Origin of the sequence: Enterococcus sp. DIV0175, from assembly GCF_050529075.1 — a bacterium.
Lineage (GTDB): Bacteria > Bacillota > Bacilli > Lactobacillales > Enterococcaceae > Enterococcus_B > Enterococcus_B thailandicus.
Map to the genome: position 1 here is coordinate 1,798,851 of NZ_CP172880.1, position 17,160 is coordinate 1,816,010.

Sequence of the window (17,160 nt, forward strand, 5' to 3'; positions counted from 1 at the left end):
CAAACTCCTTTATTCTTCTGCTTTTTTAGCTAGCTCTGTATTTTTTTTGATGAATTCATCCATTTTTCCTGAGCTTTGTAATTCTTTGATGACTTGATTGACTTTCTTTTGTAAATCTTCTTCGCCTTTTGGTAACGCAATTGCGTAGGCTTCTTCATCGCTTGAGACTAAGTCAACATCTGCTAACATTAACTCTGGATTATTTTCAATATAAGAGTTTGCAACGGTTTCTTCTAAAACTAATCCATCAATTGATCCTTGCTTTAACTCAATAATCAAATTAGGTACTTTAGCTATAGAAACTAATTGTGCATCTGGAACTTGTTCTTTCACAACGTCTTCTTGAACTGATCCTTTTTGCGCTCCTACTTTTTTCTTTGCAAAACTTTTGAGACTGGTTAATTCATTTGCGTTTTCTTTGTTAATGACCATTTTTTGTGGTGGAGCAAAATAATTATCTGAGAAATCAAATGTTTGTTGACGCTCTTCTGTTGCCGAAATACCAGAAATTGCTAAATTAACTTTTCCTTGTTGTAAGGCTGCTAACACTGCGTTGAATTCCATATCCATCACTTCGACTTTGACACCTAGTTCTTTTGCAATTTCATTCGCCAAATCAATATCCACGCCAACAATCTGGTCTTTCCCATCAATCATCGTATGAAATTCAAACGGAGCAAAATCTGCAGAAGTTCCCACTACTAATTTTCCAGAATCCTGGATGCTTTGAATCCCCTCTTTTTTTGAATCGTTACTTGTTTCTTTTCCACCAGAGCTACACGCCCCTAAAAGAACCACCATTGAAACCATCGTAAGCCAAATTATTTTCTTCATCGTTACTCTCCTCTAATATTTATACACCCAACATAAACTTAATGAGTTATTATACATAATATCAGATTTTTTATTCATTTCAAGAGTGTTTTTTGAAAAAATATGCGCAAATTTCATTTATTGTGTGTTTTTCTTCTTTTCCAACTAAAAAATCATCCCCATTCACCCACATATCAAACGATTCCAAGCCGTTGTAAAATCCAATCGAACGAAAGAGACGCAAGCTGTTTTGTTTTTTCAATACAAAAAAAGGTCGGGATTTATCCCGACCTCTCATCATCAAATCGCTTAATACTTACGGAATCTTTCATAACGCTTTTCAAGTAAAGATGTTACATCCGTTTGCGATAATTCAGTTAATTTTTCAATCATTGATTTTTTCATCATGTATGCTATTTTAGCCCAGGGAATTGGTTCCCCATTAAAAGTTTCTGGAATCACCTTGTCCACAATCCCTAGCTCATGTAATTCAGGCGCGGTAATTTTCATCAGCTCCGCCGCTTCCGCCGCTCGGCTACCATCTTTCCATAAAATAGATGCAAAACCTTCTGGCGAAAGAATCGCATAAATTGTTTGTTCAAGCATCCAAACTTCATCTGCAACGCCAAGTGCAAGTGCACCACCGCTGCCGCCTTCGCCAATGATGATTGCTAAAATTGGCACGTTTAGATCAGACATTTCTAAAAGATTCTTAGCAATTGCTTCTCCTTCGCCGCGTTCTTCCGCTCCCACACCACAATAAGCCCCAGCAGTATTGATCAACGTGATGACTGGGCGTTTAAATTTTTCTGCCTGTTTCATCAATCGTAATGCTTTACGATACCCTTCCGGATGCGGTGAACCAAAGTTTCGTTGGATATTTTCCTGTAGATCTCGACCTTTTTGGATTCCAATCACCGTGACTGGTTTACCAGCTAAGCTAGCAACACCACCAACGATTGCTTCGTCGTCACCAAATAAACGATCCCCATGAAACTCCTGAAACCCATCAAAAATTTCTTCAAAAAAATCTAAACTCGTCCAACGTTCTTTTGCTCTAGCCAGTTGAACAACCTCATGAGCAGTTTTATTCATGATCCAACCAACCTTTCTGTGTATGCAATTCGAGCAAATGATGAATCGTTTTCTTCAATTCTGTTCGCGGAACAATCTGATCAACAAAACCATGAGCTAACAAAAATTCTGCCTTTTGAAAGTCTTCTGGTAATTCTTGCTTAATCGTTTGTTCGATTACCCGACGTCCAGCAAAACCAATCAAACTTTGCGGCTCAGCTAAAATCACGTCACCTTCCATCGCAAAACTGGCGGTTACACCACCAGTTGTAGGGTCAGTCAAAACGGTTAAGTAAAAAAGCCCTGCGTTGCTGTGACGTTTCACCGCCGCGGAAATTTTCGCCATTTGCATTAAAGAAAAAATGCCTTCTTGCATTCTGGCACCACCAGAGGCAGTGAACAAGACCACAGGTAATTTAGCAGTTAATGCTCGTTCAAATAATCTAGTTATTTTTTCACCAACAATCGTCCCCATGCTTCCCATAATAAAATTTGAATCCATAACACCAATCGCTAAAGGAATATCATTGATTGTTGCTTTACCAGTCAAAACTGCTTCATGCAAACCAGTTTTTTCTTGCATCACTTCAATTTTTTCTTGGTACCCTGGGAAATTCAAAGGATCTTCTGTCGTTAATTCGGTATCCCACTCTTCAAAACTTTTTTCATCAATCGTTAACGCTAATCGTTGCCAAGCACTGATACGAAACGTGTAACCACAATTAGGACAAACGCGTTCTTCACCAATATCTTTCGTATAAATGATATGTTTACAATTCGGACATTTTGCCCACATATTGTCAGGAACAGTTGGTGGACTTGTAGGTTGAGCTCCTCGATTTGGGTTAATGCGAATATATTTTTTCTTTTTAAACAGAGCCATCTACTCGCCTCCAATCTCCGTTTCAGGTGTCCAATTTGGTAAAAATTCTTCTTGTAAAAATGCCGTTGTATAATCACCAGCAATCACTGCTGGGTGACTAATCAAGTCCATTTGAAATTCGGCATTTGTCACAACACCATCTGTCACGATTTCGCTCAAGGCACGTTGCATTTTCATCAACGCTTCAAAACGCGTATCACCATGAACGATGACTTTGGCAATCATTGAATCATAATATGGCGGTATTTTATAGCCTGAATAAACTGCGCTATCAACACGTAAACCCATGCCCCCAGCGGGAAGTAATAAGTTTTCAATGGTTCCGGGTGATGGAGCAAAATGAAAAGCTGGGTTTTCTGCATTGATTCGACATTCAATCGCATGGCCTTGAAACTTGATGTTATTTTGTTCTAAGCCCAATGGTTCACCCGCTGCAATTTCAATTTGTTTTTTCACTAAGTCAACACCTGTTACCATTTCTGTTACAGGATGTTCCACTTGAATTCGCGTATTCATTTCCATAAAGTAAAAGGCACCAGATTCATCCATTAGAAATTCAATGGTTCCAGCATTCTCGTAATTTACAGCTTTCGCTGCACGAACAGCCGCAGCGCCTAAATCTGCACGTTTTGCAGCAGAAATCACAACCGATGGTGATTCTTCAAGAACTTTTTGATTATTTCTTTGCAACGAACAATCACGCTCACCTAAATGAATGACATTTCCATAATGATCGCCCAATATTTGAACTTCAATATGTCTTGCTGGATAAATAATTTTCTCCAAATACATTTCGTCATTTCCAAACGCTGCAGCAGCTTCTTGTTGCGCTGAAGCAAAGTGTTGTGGTAGTTCTTCTTTGGTCATTACTTTTCGAATTCCTTTACCACCACCACCCGCAGCAGCTTTTAACATAACTGGGTAGCCAATCTTATCCGCAACTGACAAAGCTTCTTCCACAGTCGAAAGTACACCTTCACTTCCCGGAATTACCGGAACTTTGGCTTCTTGCATCAAGCGGCGGGCATTGATTTTATTCCCCATCGCATCAATGGTTTCACTTTTAGGTCCAATAAAAACAATATTGCATTCTTCACACATTGATGCAAAACGACTATTTTCAGATAAAAAACCAAAACCTGGGTGAATCGCTTCTGCCTTGGTAACAATTGCCGCACTTAAAACTTGTTGCACATTCAAATAAGAATCAACAGCTTTAGCTGGTCCAATACAGATCGCTTCATCTGCTAATTGAGTATGCAATGCATCAGCATCTGCTTCTGAATATACAGCAACTGTTTGAATACCTAATTCACGACAGGCACGAATAATCCGCACGGCAATTTCACCGCGGTTAGCTATCAAAACTTTTGAAAACATATTTCACCTATCCAATCATAAAGGTTAATTCAGCTTCGGCAACTTTTTTGCCATCCACTTTTGCGACACCCTTCCCGATTCCAGCGGAAGATTTTACTTTGATAATTTCAACTTCCAAATACAAAGTATCTCCTGGTGTCACTTTGCGACGGAATTTTGCTTTATCCAATCCGCCAAAATAAGCTGTCTTTCCTTTAAATTGTTCTAAAGACAATAAGGCAACGGCTCCAGCTTGTGCCATTGCTTCAACAATCAGCACACCGGGCATAACCGGTTCTTCTGGAAAATGACCTTGAAAAAAGGGTTCATTGATTGTGACATTTTTCTTAGCGATAACACTTTCGCCTGCAACCATTTCTTCCACTCGATCAATCAGCAGCATTGGGTAACGATGTGGAATGATTTCTTTGATTTCTTGAATATTCATCTTCTACCTCTTTCTTATTTTGGCTGAATTTTAACGAGTGGTTGACCAAATTCAACAACTTCTTCATTTTCAACCAGAATTTCAACAATTTCTCCGTCAAAGTCACTGGTGATCTCATTCATTAGCTTCATTGCTTCAATAATGCAGATGATTTCACCTTTTGCTACTTGGTCACCAACTTTTTTGTAAGCTGGTTTATCCGGTGAAGGTTGCAAGTACACAACACCAACAATTGGTGATTTTACTTCAATGCCTTCAATTTCTTGCTTTGTGTCTGCTACTACAGTCTGTTCTTTAACAGGTTCATCTGCTTTGATTTCTGGTTTCGCTGATACAGGTTGAACTGCAGGTGCTTCCATCGTTTGAGGTGCTGTTACTGCTCCACGACTGGTATTATTTTTATTCATATAAAGTTCAAATTGACCTTCACGCAAATCAAATTCAGTCAAAGAAGATTGATCGAATTGCGTTACTAGTTCTTTAATTTCACTGATGTTCAAGCTTATTCCTCCCAGCGTTTCATGCAAAGGACCGCATTGTGTCCGCCAAAGCCTAGTGAGTTACTCATGGCATAAGTAAGTTCAGCAGGTTTGCTTTCATTTTTTACGACTGTTAAATCAATTTCTGGATCTTGATTTACTACGTTGATAGTTGGTGGTACAAATTGGTGCTCTAACGCTAATAATGTTGCTAAAGCCTCGATTCCCCCAGCAGCACCTAGTAAATGTCCTGTCATTGATTTTGTACTGCTAACATAAGTGTCTCGGAAGTTTTCACCAAGTGCTAGCTGAATTGCTTTTGCTTCTGCTTGGTCATTTGCAGGTGTGCTTGTTCCATGCGCATTGATATAGCCCACTTCTTCTGGTTGGATGCCTGCTTCGTCCATCGCCAATTTCATTGCTTTTGAAGCCCCTGATCCGTCTGGCGTTGGTGCTGTCATATGATATGCATCACAATTTGATCCATAACCTACGATTTCACCATAGATTTTCGCACCGCGTGCTTTTGCATGTTCTAAGGACTCGATCACTAAGATTCCAGCGCCTTCTCCCATAACAAAACCATTACGTTCTTCATCGAATGGAATAGAACCACGGTCTGGATCTGTAGCAGTTGATAAAGCTGTCAACGCAGCAAAACCTGCGATTCCCATTTCACAAATCGTTGCTTCTGTTCCGCCAGCTAGGATAACATCTGAATAACCATGTTTAATGTTACGGTAAGCTTCACCAATGGAGTTCGTTCCACTAGCACAAGCTGTAACGATTGATGTACAAATGCCTTTAGCACCTACTCGTAAAGCAATATTCCCAGCAGCCATGTTGGCAATCGACATAGGAACAAACATTGGTGATACTCGTTTAGCGCCTTTTTCATGCAAGCGAATTACTTGATTCTCAATTGTTGGTAAACCACCAATTCCTGAACCAACGATAACACCGAAACGATCTTGATCAATTTTTTCTTTTTCTAATCCACTCATTTCAATTGCTTCAAGAGCAGCATAGATTCCATAAATTGAAAACATATCCATACGTTTGCTATCTTTTTTAATAAAATATTTATCATAAGGGAAATCTTTTACTTCACCAGCTAGCGTAATCCCTGTTTCAGTTGCATCAAATTTCGTAATTGGTGCAATTCCATTCGTTCCGTTTTTTAAACTATCTAAAAAGCTATCTCCATCGTTTCCGATTGGCGAAGTAACACCATAGCCTGTAATTACTACTCGATTCATCAATCATCTTCCTTTCTATTATCCGTGCATGACCAAACCGCCATCAACATTGATCACTTGACCTGTGATGTACGCATTTTCTGCTAAGAAAACTGCAGTCTTGGCAATATCTTCCACGTTACCAAAGCGCTGCAATGGAATTTGTTTTGTGACTTGTTCTTTTACTTTTTCTGATAGAACATCCGTCATGTCTGTTGCAATAAAGCCCGGCGCAATGGCGTTACATGTAATTCCACGCGTCGCTACTTCTCTGGCAACTGATTTGGTTAAGCCAACAACTCCGGCTTTACTGGCTGCATAGTTTGCTTGTCCGACATTCCCGATTAAACCAGAAACACTTGCCAAATTGATGATTGCACCTTCACGTTTTTTCATCATTTGTTTTAGAACATGTTGGGTCATGTTGAATGTACCAGTCAAATTGATATCCAAACATTTTTTGAAGTCTTCAGCGTCCATCCGAAGTAATAATTTGTCATTTGTGATTCCAGCGTTATTGACTAAAATATCAACAGAACCTAGCTGCTCTTGCGCTTCCTTGATCATTTCACCTGCTTTAGTAAAATCTGCGATATCACCAGATACCCCAATGCAGGTAACACCTAAAGCTGAAATTTCAGCCAATTTTTCTGAAGAAATCGCGCTGCGACCATTTAAGACAACATTGGCACCCGCTTTAGCAAACGCAATTGCAATTGCTTCCCCGATACCTCTCGTACTTCCTGTGACAAAAACGTTTTTTCCTCTAACGTCCATAATTACCTCCCCGATAATCGTTGATAAGTTTCTTCAAATGTTTGTTGATTCTCAACACGGTAAACAGGAATCGTTTTATCGATTTTTTTCATGAAACCACTCAAGACTTTCCCTGGTCCGACTTCAATCATTTGGTCAATTCCCAATGATTTTAATTTTTCAATACTTTCATAAAAACGAACAGGAGACATCACTTGACGCTCTAATAAGTTTGGAATTGCTTCTTTTGTCATAACCTCAGTGGTTGTATTGCTAATCACTGGGATCCTTGGTTCGTTAAATGAGATTGTTTTTAATTCCTTCGCTAGCTTTTGCGCTGCTGGCGCTAGGATGGCTGTATGAAATGGTCCACTAACATTTAATGGAATCATTCGTTTGGCGCCTTGTTCTTGTAACAAAGTCATCGCCGCATCAACAGCTGTCACTTCCCCACCAATAACGATTTGCTGTGGTGTATTGTAATTTGCAGGTGAAACAATGCCAAACTGACTTGCTTTCTGACAACAAGCTTCAATCAATTCAATCGGTGTATTCATCACAGCGACCATTTTGCCACTTCCGGTTGGCGCAGCCTCAGTCATATAAGCACCGCGTTTAGCCACTAATGCTACTGCTTCTTCAAACGATAGCGCTTCGCTCGCAACCAATGCTGAATATTCTCCTAAGCTAAGCCCTAATGCTGCGTCCGGAGTAATTCCTTGTTCTTGTAATAAGCGATGATAGGCAACACTTACCGTTAAAATCGCCGGTTGTGTGTAAGTGGTCTGATCTAGTTGCTGATTTTCAGTAAAACACAATTCTGCCATGTCATAACCAAGAATTTGGCTTGCTTCATCAAATGTTTGTTTTACTACGGGTTCATGGTATAAATCTTGACCCATGCCTTGGTATTGAGCGCCTTGCCCACTAAATAAAAATGCTGTTTTCATGATATTCTCCAATAGTTTAGGATAGACGATTAAGTATCCATTTATTCAAAAAGGCTAAGACATTTCACATCGGAAATGTCCCAGCCCCCAACCTTATTACATGATTATGCAGTTTGTTTTTCAACGTAAGTAACTAAATCTTGTACAGTTTTAATGCCATCTTCTGTTTCAATTTTCACATCGAATTCATCTTCGATTTCGTTGATGATTTGGAATAAGTCCAAGCTATCAGCTTCTAAATCTTCTTGAATATCTGTTGTTAATTTAATTTCTTCTGTTTCTTTACCTAATTCTTCTGCAATAATTTCTTGAATTTTTTCGAATACCATACGATATATTCCTCCGATATTGTTTACAATTTTATAGTTTTATTTTTATCATTTATCAGTTTATAGCTCCATGAGGATACTTCCCCATGTTAAACCTCCGCCATAACCTGTAAATACCACTTTTTGATTACTGCCTAATTGAAGCGTTCCAGCGGAAACCGCCTCGTCTAATAAAATAGGAATACTTGCAGCAGAAGTATTACCATACTTATCCATGTTTGCTAGAAACTGCTCTTGTGGAATTTTGACCTTCCGAGCAATTTTTTCAATAATTCGTTGATTTGCTTGATGCAAAAGTAGATAATCAACTGAATTTTCTTGCGTTATTTCTTTTAGATTTTTCGCGACATCTCGGACTGCAAAGTCAAAAATATCACGTCCAACCATTTGCAAATAGTAAGAACCTTCTGACTTTTCAGAATAAAATGGACTTTTATTTTCATGATATCCTGCTGTTAACGAAGAACCTCGTGTACCATCCGTTGCTAAATGCTCCACTAATAATTTTTGTGTTGCGCCAGCTTCTAATAACACACCACCTGCTCCATCACCGAATAAAACAGCTGTAGAGCGGTCTGTCCAGTCAAGTAACTTAGACAACGTTTCTCCACCAATGACAAGCCCTTTTTTCGAGCCACAGCGAATCAGTTTTTCAGCAATACTTAGTGCATACACAAAACCAGTACAAGCAGCACTCAAATCAAAAGCAATTGCTTTGGTTGCGCCCAATCGACCTTGGACTTGCGCAGCCACTGACGGCATTGCATAATCCGGAGAAATCGTAGCAACTACGATGAAATCCAGTTCTTCGGGTTGGATTTTTTGCTTTTCTAGTAATTTTTGCGCAACTAGGAAACAAAGATCTGATGTTGTTTGATTCGTTACACAACGTCTTTCTCTAATCCCAGTTCGTGAACGAATCCATTCATCTGATGTTTCCATCATTTGTGAAAGCTCATCGTTAGTCACGATTCTTTCAGGAAGTACACTTGCAGTTGCCGTAATTGTTCCAAATTGTTCCATTAACGTTCCTCACTTATACTCTCGCAAGAAATCATGCAAGTTTTTCAGTGCATTTAGCAAAGCATGTTGTTCTTGGTCGCCCATTCCATCCAGAATGTTTTTGACCATTTCTCGATGAAAATGTTGATGTACGCGATACAATAGCTTTCCTTTTTTCGTCAAGCCCAGTTTCACCACACGCCGATCATCTTCACTGCGAATACGCTCAACATACCCTTTTTTCACTAATTTGTTGATGGCAGTGGTCAAGGTCCCAACAGTGATCGATAACTCCTTTGCTACTTCTGAAGTTGTTTTTTTCTTATACATCCCGATTGCCTCGATCGTATGCATCTCAGTAATTGATAGATCGTTGAATTGTGATTTTTTCAACTCAGACTCTTCGATCGTCAAAATATCATTGAACACACTTACGAGATAATCATTAACTGTTTTCAAATCTGGTTCCATGTTCCACCATCCACTAATTAGTTTGATTATCAAATCTTTTGATGTTCAAACTATATCTTAACTTTTTTCAAAAATCAACCATAATCAACAACTTTTTTCGATTCTCAGTTTATTTTAAGAAAAAATTCATTTATAAATGCTGATAAAACAAATATTTAACAAAGATAGATTAAAAATTCATTTCAAAAAAATATTTTGATTATCAAAGCTTTTTTGTCCAGTAGTTTTCTAAAAAAACAAGTTTTCTTGTTTGTTTTTTTCAAATTTGATATAGTTTTTTTGATTGAAAGATAAAAGGAGTAATTATGCTTAAAGAAAAAGTGAAACATTTGCCTCTTCTTCCCGGGGTTTATTTAATGAAAGATAAACATGGCTCAGTGATTTATGTTGGTAAAGCCAAGCAATTAAAAAATCGTGTGAGTAGTTACTTTCAGCAAAACAAACAACATTCAACTAAAGTGCTACGAATGGTACATACAATTGTCGATTTTGATTTTGTGGTGGTAGATACCGAATTAGATGCATTGCTTTTAGAATGTGAATTGATTCAACACTATCATCCATTCTATAATCGACAGATGAACTATTTTACCAATTACAATTATCTTCAATTAACTGATACTGGTTTTATCCTGTCAGATGAGCCGACTGCTCAAAGCTTCGGTCCTTTTCGTTCCTACAAAAAAATACCTACTATCTTACGTATTTTAGAAGAGACTTACCAAATGCCTTGGCTGAAAGAAATTAGTTTATTAGCTTTGCGAACACAACTTCCAACAATCGCTCAGTTGTCCTTTCAACAAAAGAAAAAAGAAATTGAAGGTCTTTTAAAAGGTCGAAATAAAAAAATTTTAACTTATCTTAAACAACGACAAGAACACTTTATTGAACTTCTCAATTTCGAACGTGCAAGTAGTATTCAAAGTGAAATTGAGTTAATGACTTACTTCATCCAGCAAATCCAAAACCAAAAGACCTTTTTGCAAACACCTCGTCTCATTTTGTCTTTACCCGTTGCAGCAGATCAAGAATTGACAAAATATTATTTGATTTGCTACGGTCAATTAGTAGCGACAACTAAAATAGCTGGTAACACCCCACCTAATTTTCATTTTGCTGTTGGAAATGATACTTTAGCAAAAAAACAACAGCTAACAAAGGCTGAAGTTGATCCTGTTCAAATTTTACTCAGCTATCAACGCAAGCTTAGCAAAGAACAGTCACAATAAATAACCTACGAGCGTCTCTTAATAGCCACTCAAACAGAACAACATAAAAAGACCAAGACGAATAATCATCTCGGTCTTTTTATGTTGTTTACAAGCTTACGCTAAATGAGCAAAACTTATTGGATTAAGTCGTAGATTTCCATCGCAACGATATCAATATTATCAAACTCGTATTGTTGGTGTGTATCTGTTTCAGTTAATTCAAATGTAGTAGTTGCTTTATCATAAGTTACTGTACATTTTTCAACGCCTTCTTTTTCAAAGCGACGAACTTGCAACTCGTTGTCTGCTGATTCGACCATAGCCTCCAGTCGTTTAATAATTGCGACTAATTGTGAATGTGTCATAGGAGGTCCTCCTTTTCTTATTTCTGTTATATTGTATCAAAGTCATGGCTGTCTTGCATTGATTTTCGCGAAAAAAACCAGTTTTTTATGATTTTTTTTCTGGAACATTTCCATTCGGCCACCAAAGTTTAATCAACGCTTGTGTCCCATCATTTTCAAACCCTTTACCAGCCAACTGTTCGTACAAGATAAGTGCTTGTTTTGTAGCTGGTAGTTCAAGTGATTGGTTTTCAGCTTCATCTAAAGCAATTTTTAAATCTTTGATAAAATGTTTAACAAAAAATCCGGGAGAGTAGTCTTCGCGTAAAATACGTGGCGCATAATTGCTCAAAGACCAGTTTGCTGCACTACCACCAGAAAGCGTTTCAATCACCTTTTTCAAATCAAGTTGATTTTTTTGTGCGTAAGCTAACATTTCGGTCATCCCTGTCATTGTACCAGCAATCATGATTTGGTTGGCCATTTTTGTATGCTGACCTTTTCCTGCATCACCATGTAATGTAAAAGTTGAGCCAAACTCTCTAAAAATTGGTAAAACTTTTTCGTAGACATCTGATTGTCCACCAACCATAATGGTTAATGTCGCGTTCTTTGCTCCTAAGTCGCCACCAGAAACTGGCGCATCCAACGCAGCTGCTCCCTTTTCAGAAGCTGTCTGAGCAATTTTTTCTGCCAAAGTTGGCGTACTGGTTGTTAAGTCAACTACAATTTTCCCCGAAACATCTGCTGAAAAAATCCCATTTTGCCCATAATAGATTTCTTCAACGTCTGTTGGGTATCCAACCATTGTAAAAATCACTTCGCTTTGTCTAGCAACTAGTTGTGGTGTCTTTGCCCAAACAGCTCCCTTAGCAACTAAAGGATCTGCTTTTGCTTTTGTTCGATTATAAACGACCACTTCGTATCCTGCTCGTAATAAGTGTTCAACAATTGAGCTACCCATTACTCCTGTTCCAATAAATCCGAGTTTCATCCTTCAACCTCCTAAAAAAAACCTTGACTCTAGTATACGCTAGAATCAAGGTTTTTTAAGAATAAATTGCTTTATTTATCGTTTAAATGAATTTAATTTAATTTTAATTCGCTCGATGGAAGCTTCTTCTTCTTTTCTGCGCGTTTCCTCTTCATGATAAACAATCATGTCTTGATAAAATTCAATCATTGCTTCACCAAAATGAGTAGACGAAATTTCATAAAGCTTCGCAGCTAAAACTGCTTCATCACGAGGAATCTCATCTGTTATATATTGAATAAGTGCTTGTGCAAAATCTTGATCTGTTTCAAATGTTTTTCCTAATGATGCGTGATCAAATAGGCGATTTAAATAAGCGTTACCTTCAACCACACACGGTGTACCAGCAGCCATAGCTTCTGTATATGTTAACCCTTGTGTTTCGGAAGTGGACGCACTGACAAAATAATCTGCTGCTTTGTAATACAGAGCAACTGCATTGTTATCAACTTCACCAGTAAACTGAACGACTTCTTGTAAGTCTAATTCTTCTATTAACTCTTGTAATTCTTCCATATAAGGTCCTTTTCCAACAATCACTAAGCGCGCATTTGGATAAGATGCAATGACTTCTGGAAAACCTTGAATAATTGCTTGAATGTTTTTCTCATAAGAGAGCCGACTAAGCGAAAGCACCATCAATTGGTCATCAGTCATTCCTAATGACGTACGTAAGGCGCTGATTTCCTGAGTGGTAATATCTGATCGCTTAAACTTCTCGATATCAATCCCCGTTGGAATCACTCGCAACGGTGCAACTACACCATACCCACGTAACGTGTCAATCACTCGTTCACTTGGACAAACCACTCCTGTCGTATGGTTAGCAAAAATACGCGAAAAATATTTGACGTGTGACTGTCTGATCACCTTACCATTTGCAATATAATGAAGATAATCCTCATACATTGTATGGTAAGTATGAATAACTGGAATTTTCAATTTCTTGGCTACCATTTTCCCCAGAATCCCCGCTCCAAATTCGGTATGTGTATGAATCAAATCTAGCTCCAGCTCTTTGGCAACTAAATAAGCATACCACATGCCTCTTACAACGATTCGCCGATCTTTGAAAGAAACAAACGGAACACTTGGCATCCTAATAACATCTTTTTCTAATTTATCCGCATTCGGATCTGTTGTAGTGAAAATATAGACTTCATGACCATTTTTTTCAAGTTCATCTTTTAATGTCTTGATTGATGTAGAAACCCCGCTAACTTGCGGAAAATAGGTATCGGTAAAAAAGCCAACTTTCATGTTTTTTTGCCTCCAAACTACCTTTTCATTGATTTACTTTTTCTTACCTCTAAAGGTGCTTCTTGTTCCTCTAACACCATTTCATAAACTCCTTGAAGTTCTCGCCCAATTCGTTCGATGCTACGTTCTTCGGCTGTTTGATAACCAGCTTGCACCAAACTTGGAACCTCTTTTTCAGTTATTTGTCTGATTTTTTCAATAAATTCTTGATTCGTTCGTCCCATATAACAGTTTTCGCCATCTTTTAACCAGCCTTCATACACTGGAATATCTCTAACTAAGACATTTTGTCGACTTGCTAGCGCCTCTAAAACAACGATTCCTTCAGTTTCTTCGTATGAAGGAAAGAAAAACAAATCTGCGCCTGAATAAGCACCCTCAATGACATCTCCACGAATGTAACCAGGGAATATGACATTTTCCGGATGGTCTTCTTTAACGATTTTTCGAATATTTTTAGGAATCGAGTACATCGGTACATGACCAAACCAAACAAATGTGTACTCAGGCATTTCTCTAGCAATTTCAACGAAGTCAATGATTCCCTTTCGTTCAAAAAACAAGCCAACACAAATCACTACTTTTTGATCTGAAGACAAATTGAAATATTCTCTAAATCTTTGTTCTTTCGTAAGATCAGGTTGGTATTTATCTAAATCAATTCCATTGGAAATTGCACGAATAGGTACTTCGATTCCGTAGCTTTCTAATAACTTTTTAGAATATGGTGTAGGCGTAATCAAATAATCTGCCTTTTGATACAAACTCACTAGATATTTTTTGACGACAGGAGATAATTGGTTAGAGCCAATAAACGAATTGCGAAAGTCTTCTTCTGTCGAATGTGCATGATAAACAACTTTCTTGCCATCTCTTCGCGCTTTGTTAACCATATTATGACTATTGATACCATAAGTATTAATGTGCAAAATATCATAGTCGTCGTTGGTATCTAATGTATAAGGAATCCCCACATCTGACAAAGCACGCTTTTGATGATCAAGCGCACGCCCAATCCCAGATTTTGCAAGTATTTTTTCACTTTCAAAATATAATAATACTTTCACCTTACGTCCCCCTTCTCCTATATAGTATAACATAGCCAAGAAACTGTCACTCAAACTTAAGCCCTATTTTTCAACAACTTAAAAAGTAAGCGATTCAATTGAAAAAACTAAACATGTTACGAGAAAATAAAAAAAGTGTTAGAAATCTCGCTAAAGCTAGCAAAATTTCTAACACTCAATAGTCAAGCTTATTTTACGTATTCATTTACAAGTTCAACGACTTCTTCCATTGTATCGCAATCTTTCAATGCGCGATCTGCAAGTTCAGCCATTTTCGTTGTATCTAAACGTTTCATCAAGCTACGTGTTTTAAGAATAGATGTTGCGCTCATTGAGAACTCATCTAAGCCCATACCAACTAATAGAGGCACAGCTGTTTGATCCCCAGCCATTTCTCCACACATTCCAGCCCATTTGCCTTCAGCATGTGCTGCGTCAATCACGTTTTTAATTAGACGTAAGATTGATGGATTGTAAGGTTGATATAGATATGAAACACGTTCATTCATACGGTCAGCAGCCATAGTATATTGGATCAAGTCGTTTGTACCTACTGAGAAGAAGTCAACTTCCTTAGCAAACTTGTCAGCAATGACAGCTGCGGCAGGAATTTCAATCATAATTCCGACTTGGATTGTATCAGATACTTCCACGCCTTCATTAATTAATTTTTGTTTTTCATCTTCAAAGATTCCTTTTGCTGCACGGAATTCTTTCAAAGTAGCTACCATTGGGAACATGATACGCAAGTTACCATGAACAGAGGCACGTAACAATGCACGCATTTGTGTGCGGAACATGTCATCACCTTGTTCAGACAAGCTGATACGTAGTGCACGGTAACCCAAGAATGGGTTCATTTCGTGTGGTAATTGTAAGTAAGGCAATTCTTTGTCCCCACCGATGTCCATTGTACGAACAACAACAGGTTTACCTTCCATACCTTCTAGGACAGCTTTGTAAGCTTTATATTGGTCATCTTCTGTAGGGAAGTCCGGAGAATCCATGTATAAAAATTCTGTACGATAAAGACCAACAGCTTCTCCGCCGTTGTTATGAACACCAACTAAATCTTTTGGTGTTCCAATATTTGCGGCTAATTCAAAATGCTTGCCATCAGCCGTAACTGTTTCAGCATTTTTTAATTTTTCCCATTCTGCTTTTTGTGCAGCGTAAGATTCTCCTGCTTTAATAAATTCAGCCTTTTGTTCTTCTGTTGGTTCGATGATTACATCACCTTCAATACCATTAACAGCTAACATTTGACCTTCTTTTACTTTAGCAGTGATTTCTTTTGTTCCAACGATTGCTGGAATTTCTAAAGAACGAGCCATAATTGCAGAGTGAGAAGTGCGTCCGCCAATATCTGTCACAAAAGCTTTAACAAATGTACGATCTAATTGAGCTGTGTCACTTGGTGTCAAATCATGAGCAACAACGACAACTTCTTCGTTAATCATTGAAGGATTTGGCAAGTTCACACCTAATAGATGCGCTAAAATACGTTTTGCAACGTCACGAATGTCAGCAGCACGTTCTTGCATATAAGCGTTGTCATCCATAGCTTCAAACATGCCAATATACATATCAGTTACTTCTTTAAGAGCTGATTCAGCATTCACACTGTTATCTTTAATATTTTGCTTGATTTGACCAATCATTTCTGGGTCTGATAGAACCATCAAATGAGCATCAAATACTTGCGCTTCTGCTTCACCTAAGCTTTGCGCTGCTTTTTCACGAATTTGTTGCAATTCTTCAGTAGATTTTAATAATGCAGCATCTAAACGAGTTTCTTCAGCAGCTGTATCTTCTACTGTTGTCTTACTGAATGATAAATCCGGTTGAACTAGCAGGTAAGCTTTTGCAACGGCTACACCGTCACTAGCGGCAATCCCTTTTAGCATTTCAACCATTATTCAGATAAGCCTTCTTTCTTCATTGTTTCTACGATAGCTGCCATAGCGTCTGCTTCGTCAGCACCTTCAGCTGTAATTGTAACGTCAGAACCTTGACCTACACCTAAAGACATAACGCCCATGATAGATTTCAAGTTTACTGATTTACCTTTATACTCTAAGTTTACATCAGAGTTAAATTTGCTTGCTGTTTGTACTAATAATGTAGCTGGACGTGCGTGGATCCCAGTTTCTGCTACTACGTGAAATTCTTTCTTTTCCATATTGATCGGTCTCCTTTAAGTGAGTGTTGTTTTTATGTGAGGGTTTTCTTTTTTAGCAATCCAGAAGATTTCTAATAAAGCTTTACCCTTTCATTTGTAAAGATTACCATTTTTTGTCGACAGATACAACAGTTTTCATTCAAATTCAATGAAAAGTATTTTATTTAAACTCCTTTTCTTTTCGTTATTGGATTTATCCTTTCGCATTCATTCGTTGATTCCGTTTTCAATAAACTTCTATTATTTTATCTTCTTTTTTGG

At 38.0% G+C, this 17,160-nt stretch carries 19 protein-coding genes; 1 reads left to right on the plus strand and 18 read right to left on the minus strand.

What is annotated here, in order from left to right:
- Window positions 1–9 precede the first annotated feature (9 nt).
- The 12 genes from IGJ76_RS08450 to fabT all read right to left on the minus strand — a co-directional run bounded on the left by IGJ76_RS08450 (window position 10) and on the right by fabT (window position 9,802).
- Window positions 10–834, minus strand: coding sequence for a transporter substrate-binding domain-containing protein (locus IGJ76_RS08450; RefSeq protein ID WP_393968538.1), 825 nt, complete (start codon window positions 832–834; stop codon window positions 10–12).
- Between the two features lie 288 nt (window positions 835–1,122).
- Window positions 1,123–1,908: an acetyl-CoA carboxylase carboxyl transferase subunit alpha gene (locus IGJ76_RS08455; protein WP_270346093.1), complete on the minus strand. Its 786-nt coding sequence runs from the start codon at window positions 1,906–1,908 to the stop codon at window positions 1,123–1,125.
- Window positions 1,901–2,770: an acetyl-CoA carboxylase, carboxyltransferase subunit beta gene (gene accD / locus IGJ76_RS08460; RefSeq protein WP_086270812.1), complete on the minus strand. Its 870-nt coding sequence runs from the start codon at window positions 2,768–2,770 to the stop codon at window positions 1,901–1,903. The genes IGJ76_RS08455 and accD overlap by 8 nt, the downstream gene beginning before the upstream one ends.
- Window positions 2,771–4,150: an acetyl-CoA carboxylase biotin carboxylase subunit gene (locus IGJ76_RS08465; protein ID WP_430596557.1), complete on the minus strand. Its 1,380-nt coding sequence runs from the start codon at window positions 4,148–4,150 to the stop codon at window positions 2,771–2,773.
- 7 nt (window positions 4,151–4,157) lie between these two features.
- On the minus strand, window positions 4,158–4,577 hold the full coding sequence (gene fabZ / locus IGJ76_RS08470) for a 3-hydroxyacyl-ACP dehydratase FabZ (RefSeq protein ID WP_067480877.1): 420 nt from the start codon (window positions 4,575–4,577) through the stop codon (window positions 4,158–4,160).
- A 14-nt stretch (window positions 4,578–4,591) separates the two neighbouring features.
- Window positions 4,592–5,077 (minus strand): acetyl-CoA carboxylase biotin carboxyl carrier protein, encoded by a 486-nt coding sequence (gene accB, locus IGJ76_RS08475; RefSeq protein WP_067480874.1) that lies wholly within the window; start codon window positions 5,075–5,077, stop codon window positions 4,592–4,594.
- A 2-nt stretch (window positions 5,078–5,079) separates the two neighbouring features.
- On the minus strand, window positions 5,080–6,315 hold the full coding sequence (gene fabF, locus IGJ76_RS08480; protein WP_067480871.1) for a beta-ketoacyl-ACP synthase II: 1,236 nt from the start codon (window positions 6,313–6,315) through the stop codon (window positions 5,080–5,082).
- A gap of 18 nt (window positions 6,316–6,333) precedes the next feature.
- Window positions 6,334–7,071 (minus strand): 3-oxoacyl-[acyl-carrier-protein] reductase, encoded by a 738-nt coding sequence (gene fabG, locus IGJ76_RS08485; protein WP_067480868.1) that lies wholly within the window; start codon window positions 7,069–7,071, stop codon window positions 6,334–6,336.
- A gap of 2 nt (window positions 7,072–7,073) precedes the next feature.
- Entirely contained in the window at window positions 7,074–8,000 is a 927-nt protein-coding gene (fabD, locus tag IGJ76_RS08490) for an ACP S-malonyltransferase (RefSeq protein WP_270346095.1), read from the minus strand.
- Between the two features lie 104 nt (window positions 8,001–8,104).
- Window positions 8,105–8,329 carry an acyl carrier protein gene (locus IGJ76_RS08495; protein ID WP_002287614.1) on the minus strand — a complete coding sequence of 75 codons (225 nt, stop codon included), beginning with the start codon at window positions 8,327–8,329 and terminating at the stop codon, window positions 8,105–8,107.
- A 60-nt stretch (window positions 8,330–8,389) separates the two neighbouring features.
- Window positions 8,390–9,352: a beta-ketoacyl-ACP synthase III gene (locus IGJ76_RS08500; RefSeq protein WP_067480860.1), complete on the minus strand. Its 963-nt coding sequence runs from the start codon at window positions 9,350–9,352 to the stop codon at window positions 8,390–8,392.
- Window positions 9,353–9,361: 9 nt separating this feature from the next.
- On the minus strand, window positions 9,362–9,802 hold the full coding sequence (gene fabT / locus IGJ76_RS08505) for a fatty acid biosynthesis transcriptional regulator FabT (protein WP_067480856.1): 441 nt from the start codon (window positions 9,800–9,802) through the stop codon (window positions 9,362–9,364).
- Between the two features lie 305 nt (window positions 9,803–10,107).
- On the opposite strand from fabT, the gene IGJ76_RS08510 reads away from it, so the two are divergent.
- Complete coding sequence (locus IGJ76_RS08510) at window positions 10,108–11,031, plus strand: GIY-YIG nuclease family protein (RefSeq protein ID WP_095803724.1); 924 nt, start codon at window positions 10,108–10,110, stop codon at window positions 11,029–11,031.
- A 116-nt stretch (window positions 11,032–11,147) separates the two neighbouring features.
- Here the strand turns inward: IGJ76_RS08510 and IGJ76_RS08515 are convergent, their stop codons facing one another.
- From IGJ76_RS08515 to IGJ76_RS08540, 6 genes are all read right to left on the minus strand, one after another.
- Entirely contained in the window at window positions 11,148–11,378 is a 231-nt protein-coding gene (locus tag IGJ76_RS08515; protein ID WP_067480849.1) for a YkuJ family protein, read from the minus strand.
- An 85-nt stretch (window positions 11,379–11,463) separates the two neighbouring features.
- Window positions 11,464–12,351, minus strand: coding sequence for an NAD(P)-dependent oxidoreductase (locus tag IGJ76_RS08520; RefSeq protein WP_067480846.1), 888 nt, complete (start codon window positions 12,349–12,351; stop codon window positions 11,464–11,466).
- Between the two features lie 75 nt (window positions 12,352–12,426).
- Window positions 12,427–13,650 carry a glycosyltransferase family 4 protein gene (locus IGJ76_RS08525; protein ID WP_067480843.1) on the minus strand — a complete coding sequence of 408 codons (1,224 nt, stop codon included), beginning with the start codon at window positions 13,648–13,650 and terminating at the stop codon, window positions 12,427–12,429.
- A 17-nt stretch (window positions 13,651–13,667) separates the two neighbouring features.
- Window positions 13,668–14,717: a glycosyltransferase gene (locus IGJ76_RS08530; RefSeq protein ID WP_211276007.1), complete on the minus strand. Its 1,050-nt coding sequence runs from the start codon at window positions 14,715–14,717 to the stop codon at window positions 13,668–13,670.
- A gap of 188 nt (window positions 14,718–14,905) precedes the next feature.
- The gene (ptsP, locus tag IGJ76_RS08535) at window positions 14,906–16,633 is read right to left on the minus strand and encodes a phosphoenolpyruvate--protein phosphotransferase (RefSeq protein WP_067480840.1); all 1,728 of its coding nucleotides are present in this window, start codon (window positions 16,631–16,633) and stop codon (window positions 14,906–14,908) included.
- A complete protein-coding gene (locus IGJ76_RS08540; RefSeq protein ID WP_002287602.1) occupies window positions 16,633–16,899 on the minus strand; it encodes a phosphocarrier protein HPr in 267 nt (88 codons plus the stop codon). Before IGJ76_RS08540 ends, ptsP begins: the two co-directional genes overlap by 1 nt.
- Window positions 16,900–17,160: the final 261 nt, after the last annotated feature.

Bases quoted from the DNA above. Each gene is read 5' to 3' on its own strand.
- IGJ76_RS08450 (WP_393968538.1), bottom strand. From the start codon at position 834: ATGAAGAAAATAATTTGGCTTACGATGGTTTCAATGGTGGTTCTTTTA.
- IGJ76_RS08455 (WP_270346093.1), bottom strand. From the start codon at position 1,908: ATGAATAAAACTGCTCATGAGGTTGTTCAACTGGCTAGAGCAAAAGAA.
- accD (WP_086270812.1), bottom strand. From the start codon at position 2,770: ATGGCTCTGTTTAAAAAGAAAAAATATATTCGCATTAACCCAAATCGA.
- IGJ76_RS08465 (WP_430596557.1), bottom strand. From the start codon at position 4,150: ATGTTTTCAAAAGTTTTGATAGCTAACCGCGGTGAAATTGCCGTGCGG.
- fabZ (WP_067480877.1), bottom strand. From the start codon at position 4,577: ATGAATATTCAAGAAATCAAAGAAATCATTCCACATCGTTACCCAATG.
- fabF (WP_067480871.1), bottom strand. From the start codon at position 6,315: ATGAATCGAGTAGTAATTACAGGCTATGGTGTTACTTCGCCAATCGGA.
- fabG (WP_067480868.1), bottom strand. From the start codon at position 7,071: ATGGACGTTAGAGGAAAAAACGTTTTTGTCACAGGAAGTACGAGAGGT.
- fabD (WP_270346095.1), bottom strand. From the start codon at position 8,000: ATGAAAACAGCATTTTTATTTAGTGGGCAAGGCGCTCAATACCAAGGC.
- IGJ76_RS08495 (WP_002287614.1), bottom strand. From the start codon at position 8,329: ATGGTATTCGAAAAAATTCAAGAAATTATTGCAGAAGAATTAGGTAAA.
- IGJ76_RS08500 (WP_067480860.1), bottom strand. From the start codon at position 9,352: ATGGAACAATTTGGAACAATTACGGCAACTGCAAGTGTACTTCCTGAA.
- fabT (WP_067480856.1), bottom strand. From the start codon at position 9,802: ATGGAACCAGATTTGAAAACAGTTAATGATTATCTCGTAAGTGTGTTC.
- IGJ76_RS08510 (WP_095803724.1), top strand. From the start codon at position 10,108: ATGCTTAAAGAAAAAGTGAAACATTTGCCTCTTCTTCCCGGGGTTTAT.
- IGJ76_RS08515 (WP_067480849.1), bottom strand. From the start codon at position 11,378: ATGACACATTCACAATTAGTCGCAATTATTAAACGACTGGAGGCTATG.
- IGJ76_RS08520 (WP_067480846.1), bottom strand. From the start codon at position 12,351: ATGAAACTCGGATTTATTGGAACAGGAGTAATGGGTAGCTCAATTGTT.
- IGJ76_RS08525 (WP_067480843.1), bottom strand. From the start codon at position 13,650: ATGAAAGTTGGCTTTTTTACCGATACCTATTTTCCGCAAGTTAGCGGG.
- ptsP (WP_067480840.1), bottom strand. From the start codon at position 16,633: ATGGTTGAAATGCTAAAAGGGATTGCCGCTAGTGACGGTGTAGCCGTT.
- IGJ76_RS08540 (WP_002287602.1), bottom strand. From the start codon at position 16,899: ATGGAAAAGAAAGAATTTCACGTAGTAGCAGAAACTGGGATCCACGCA.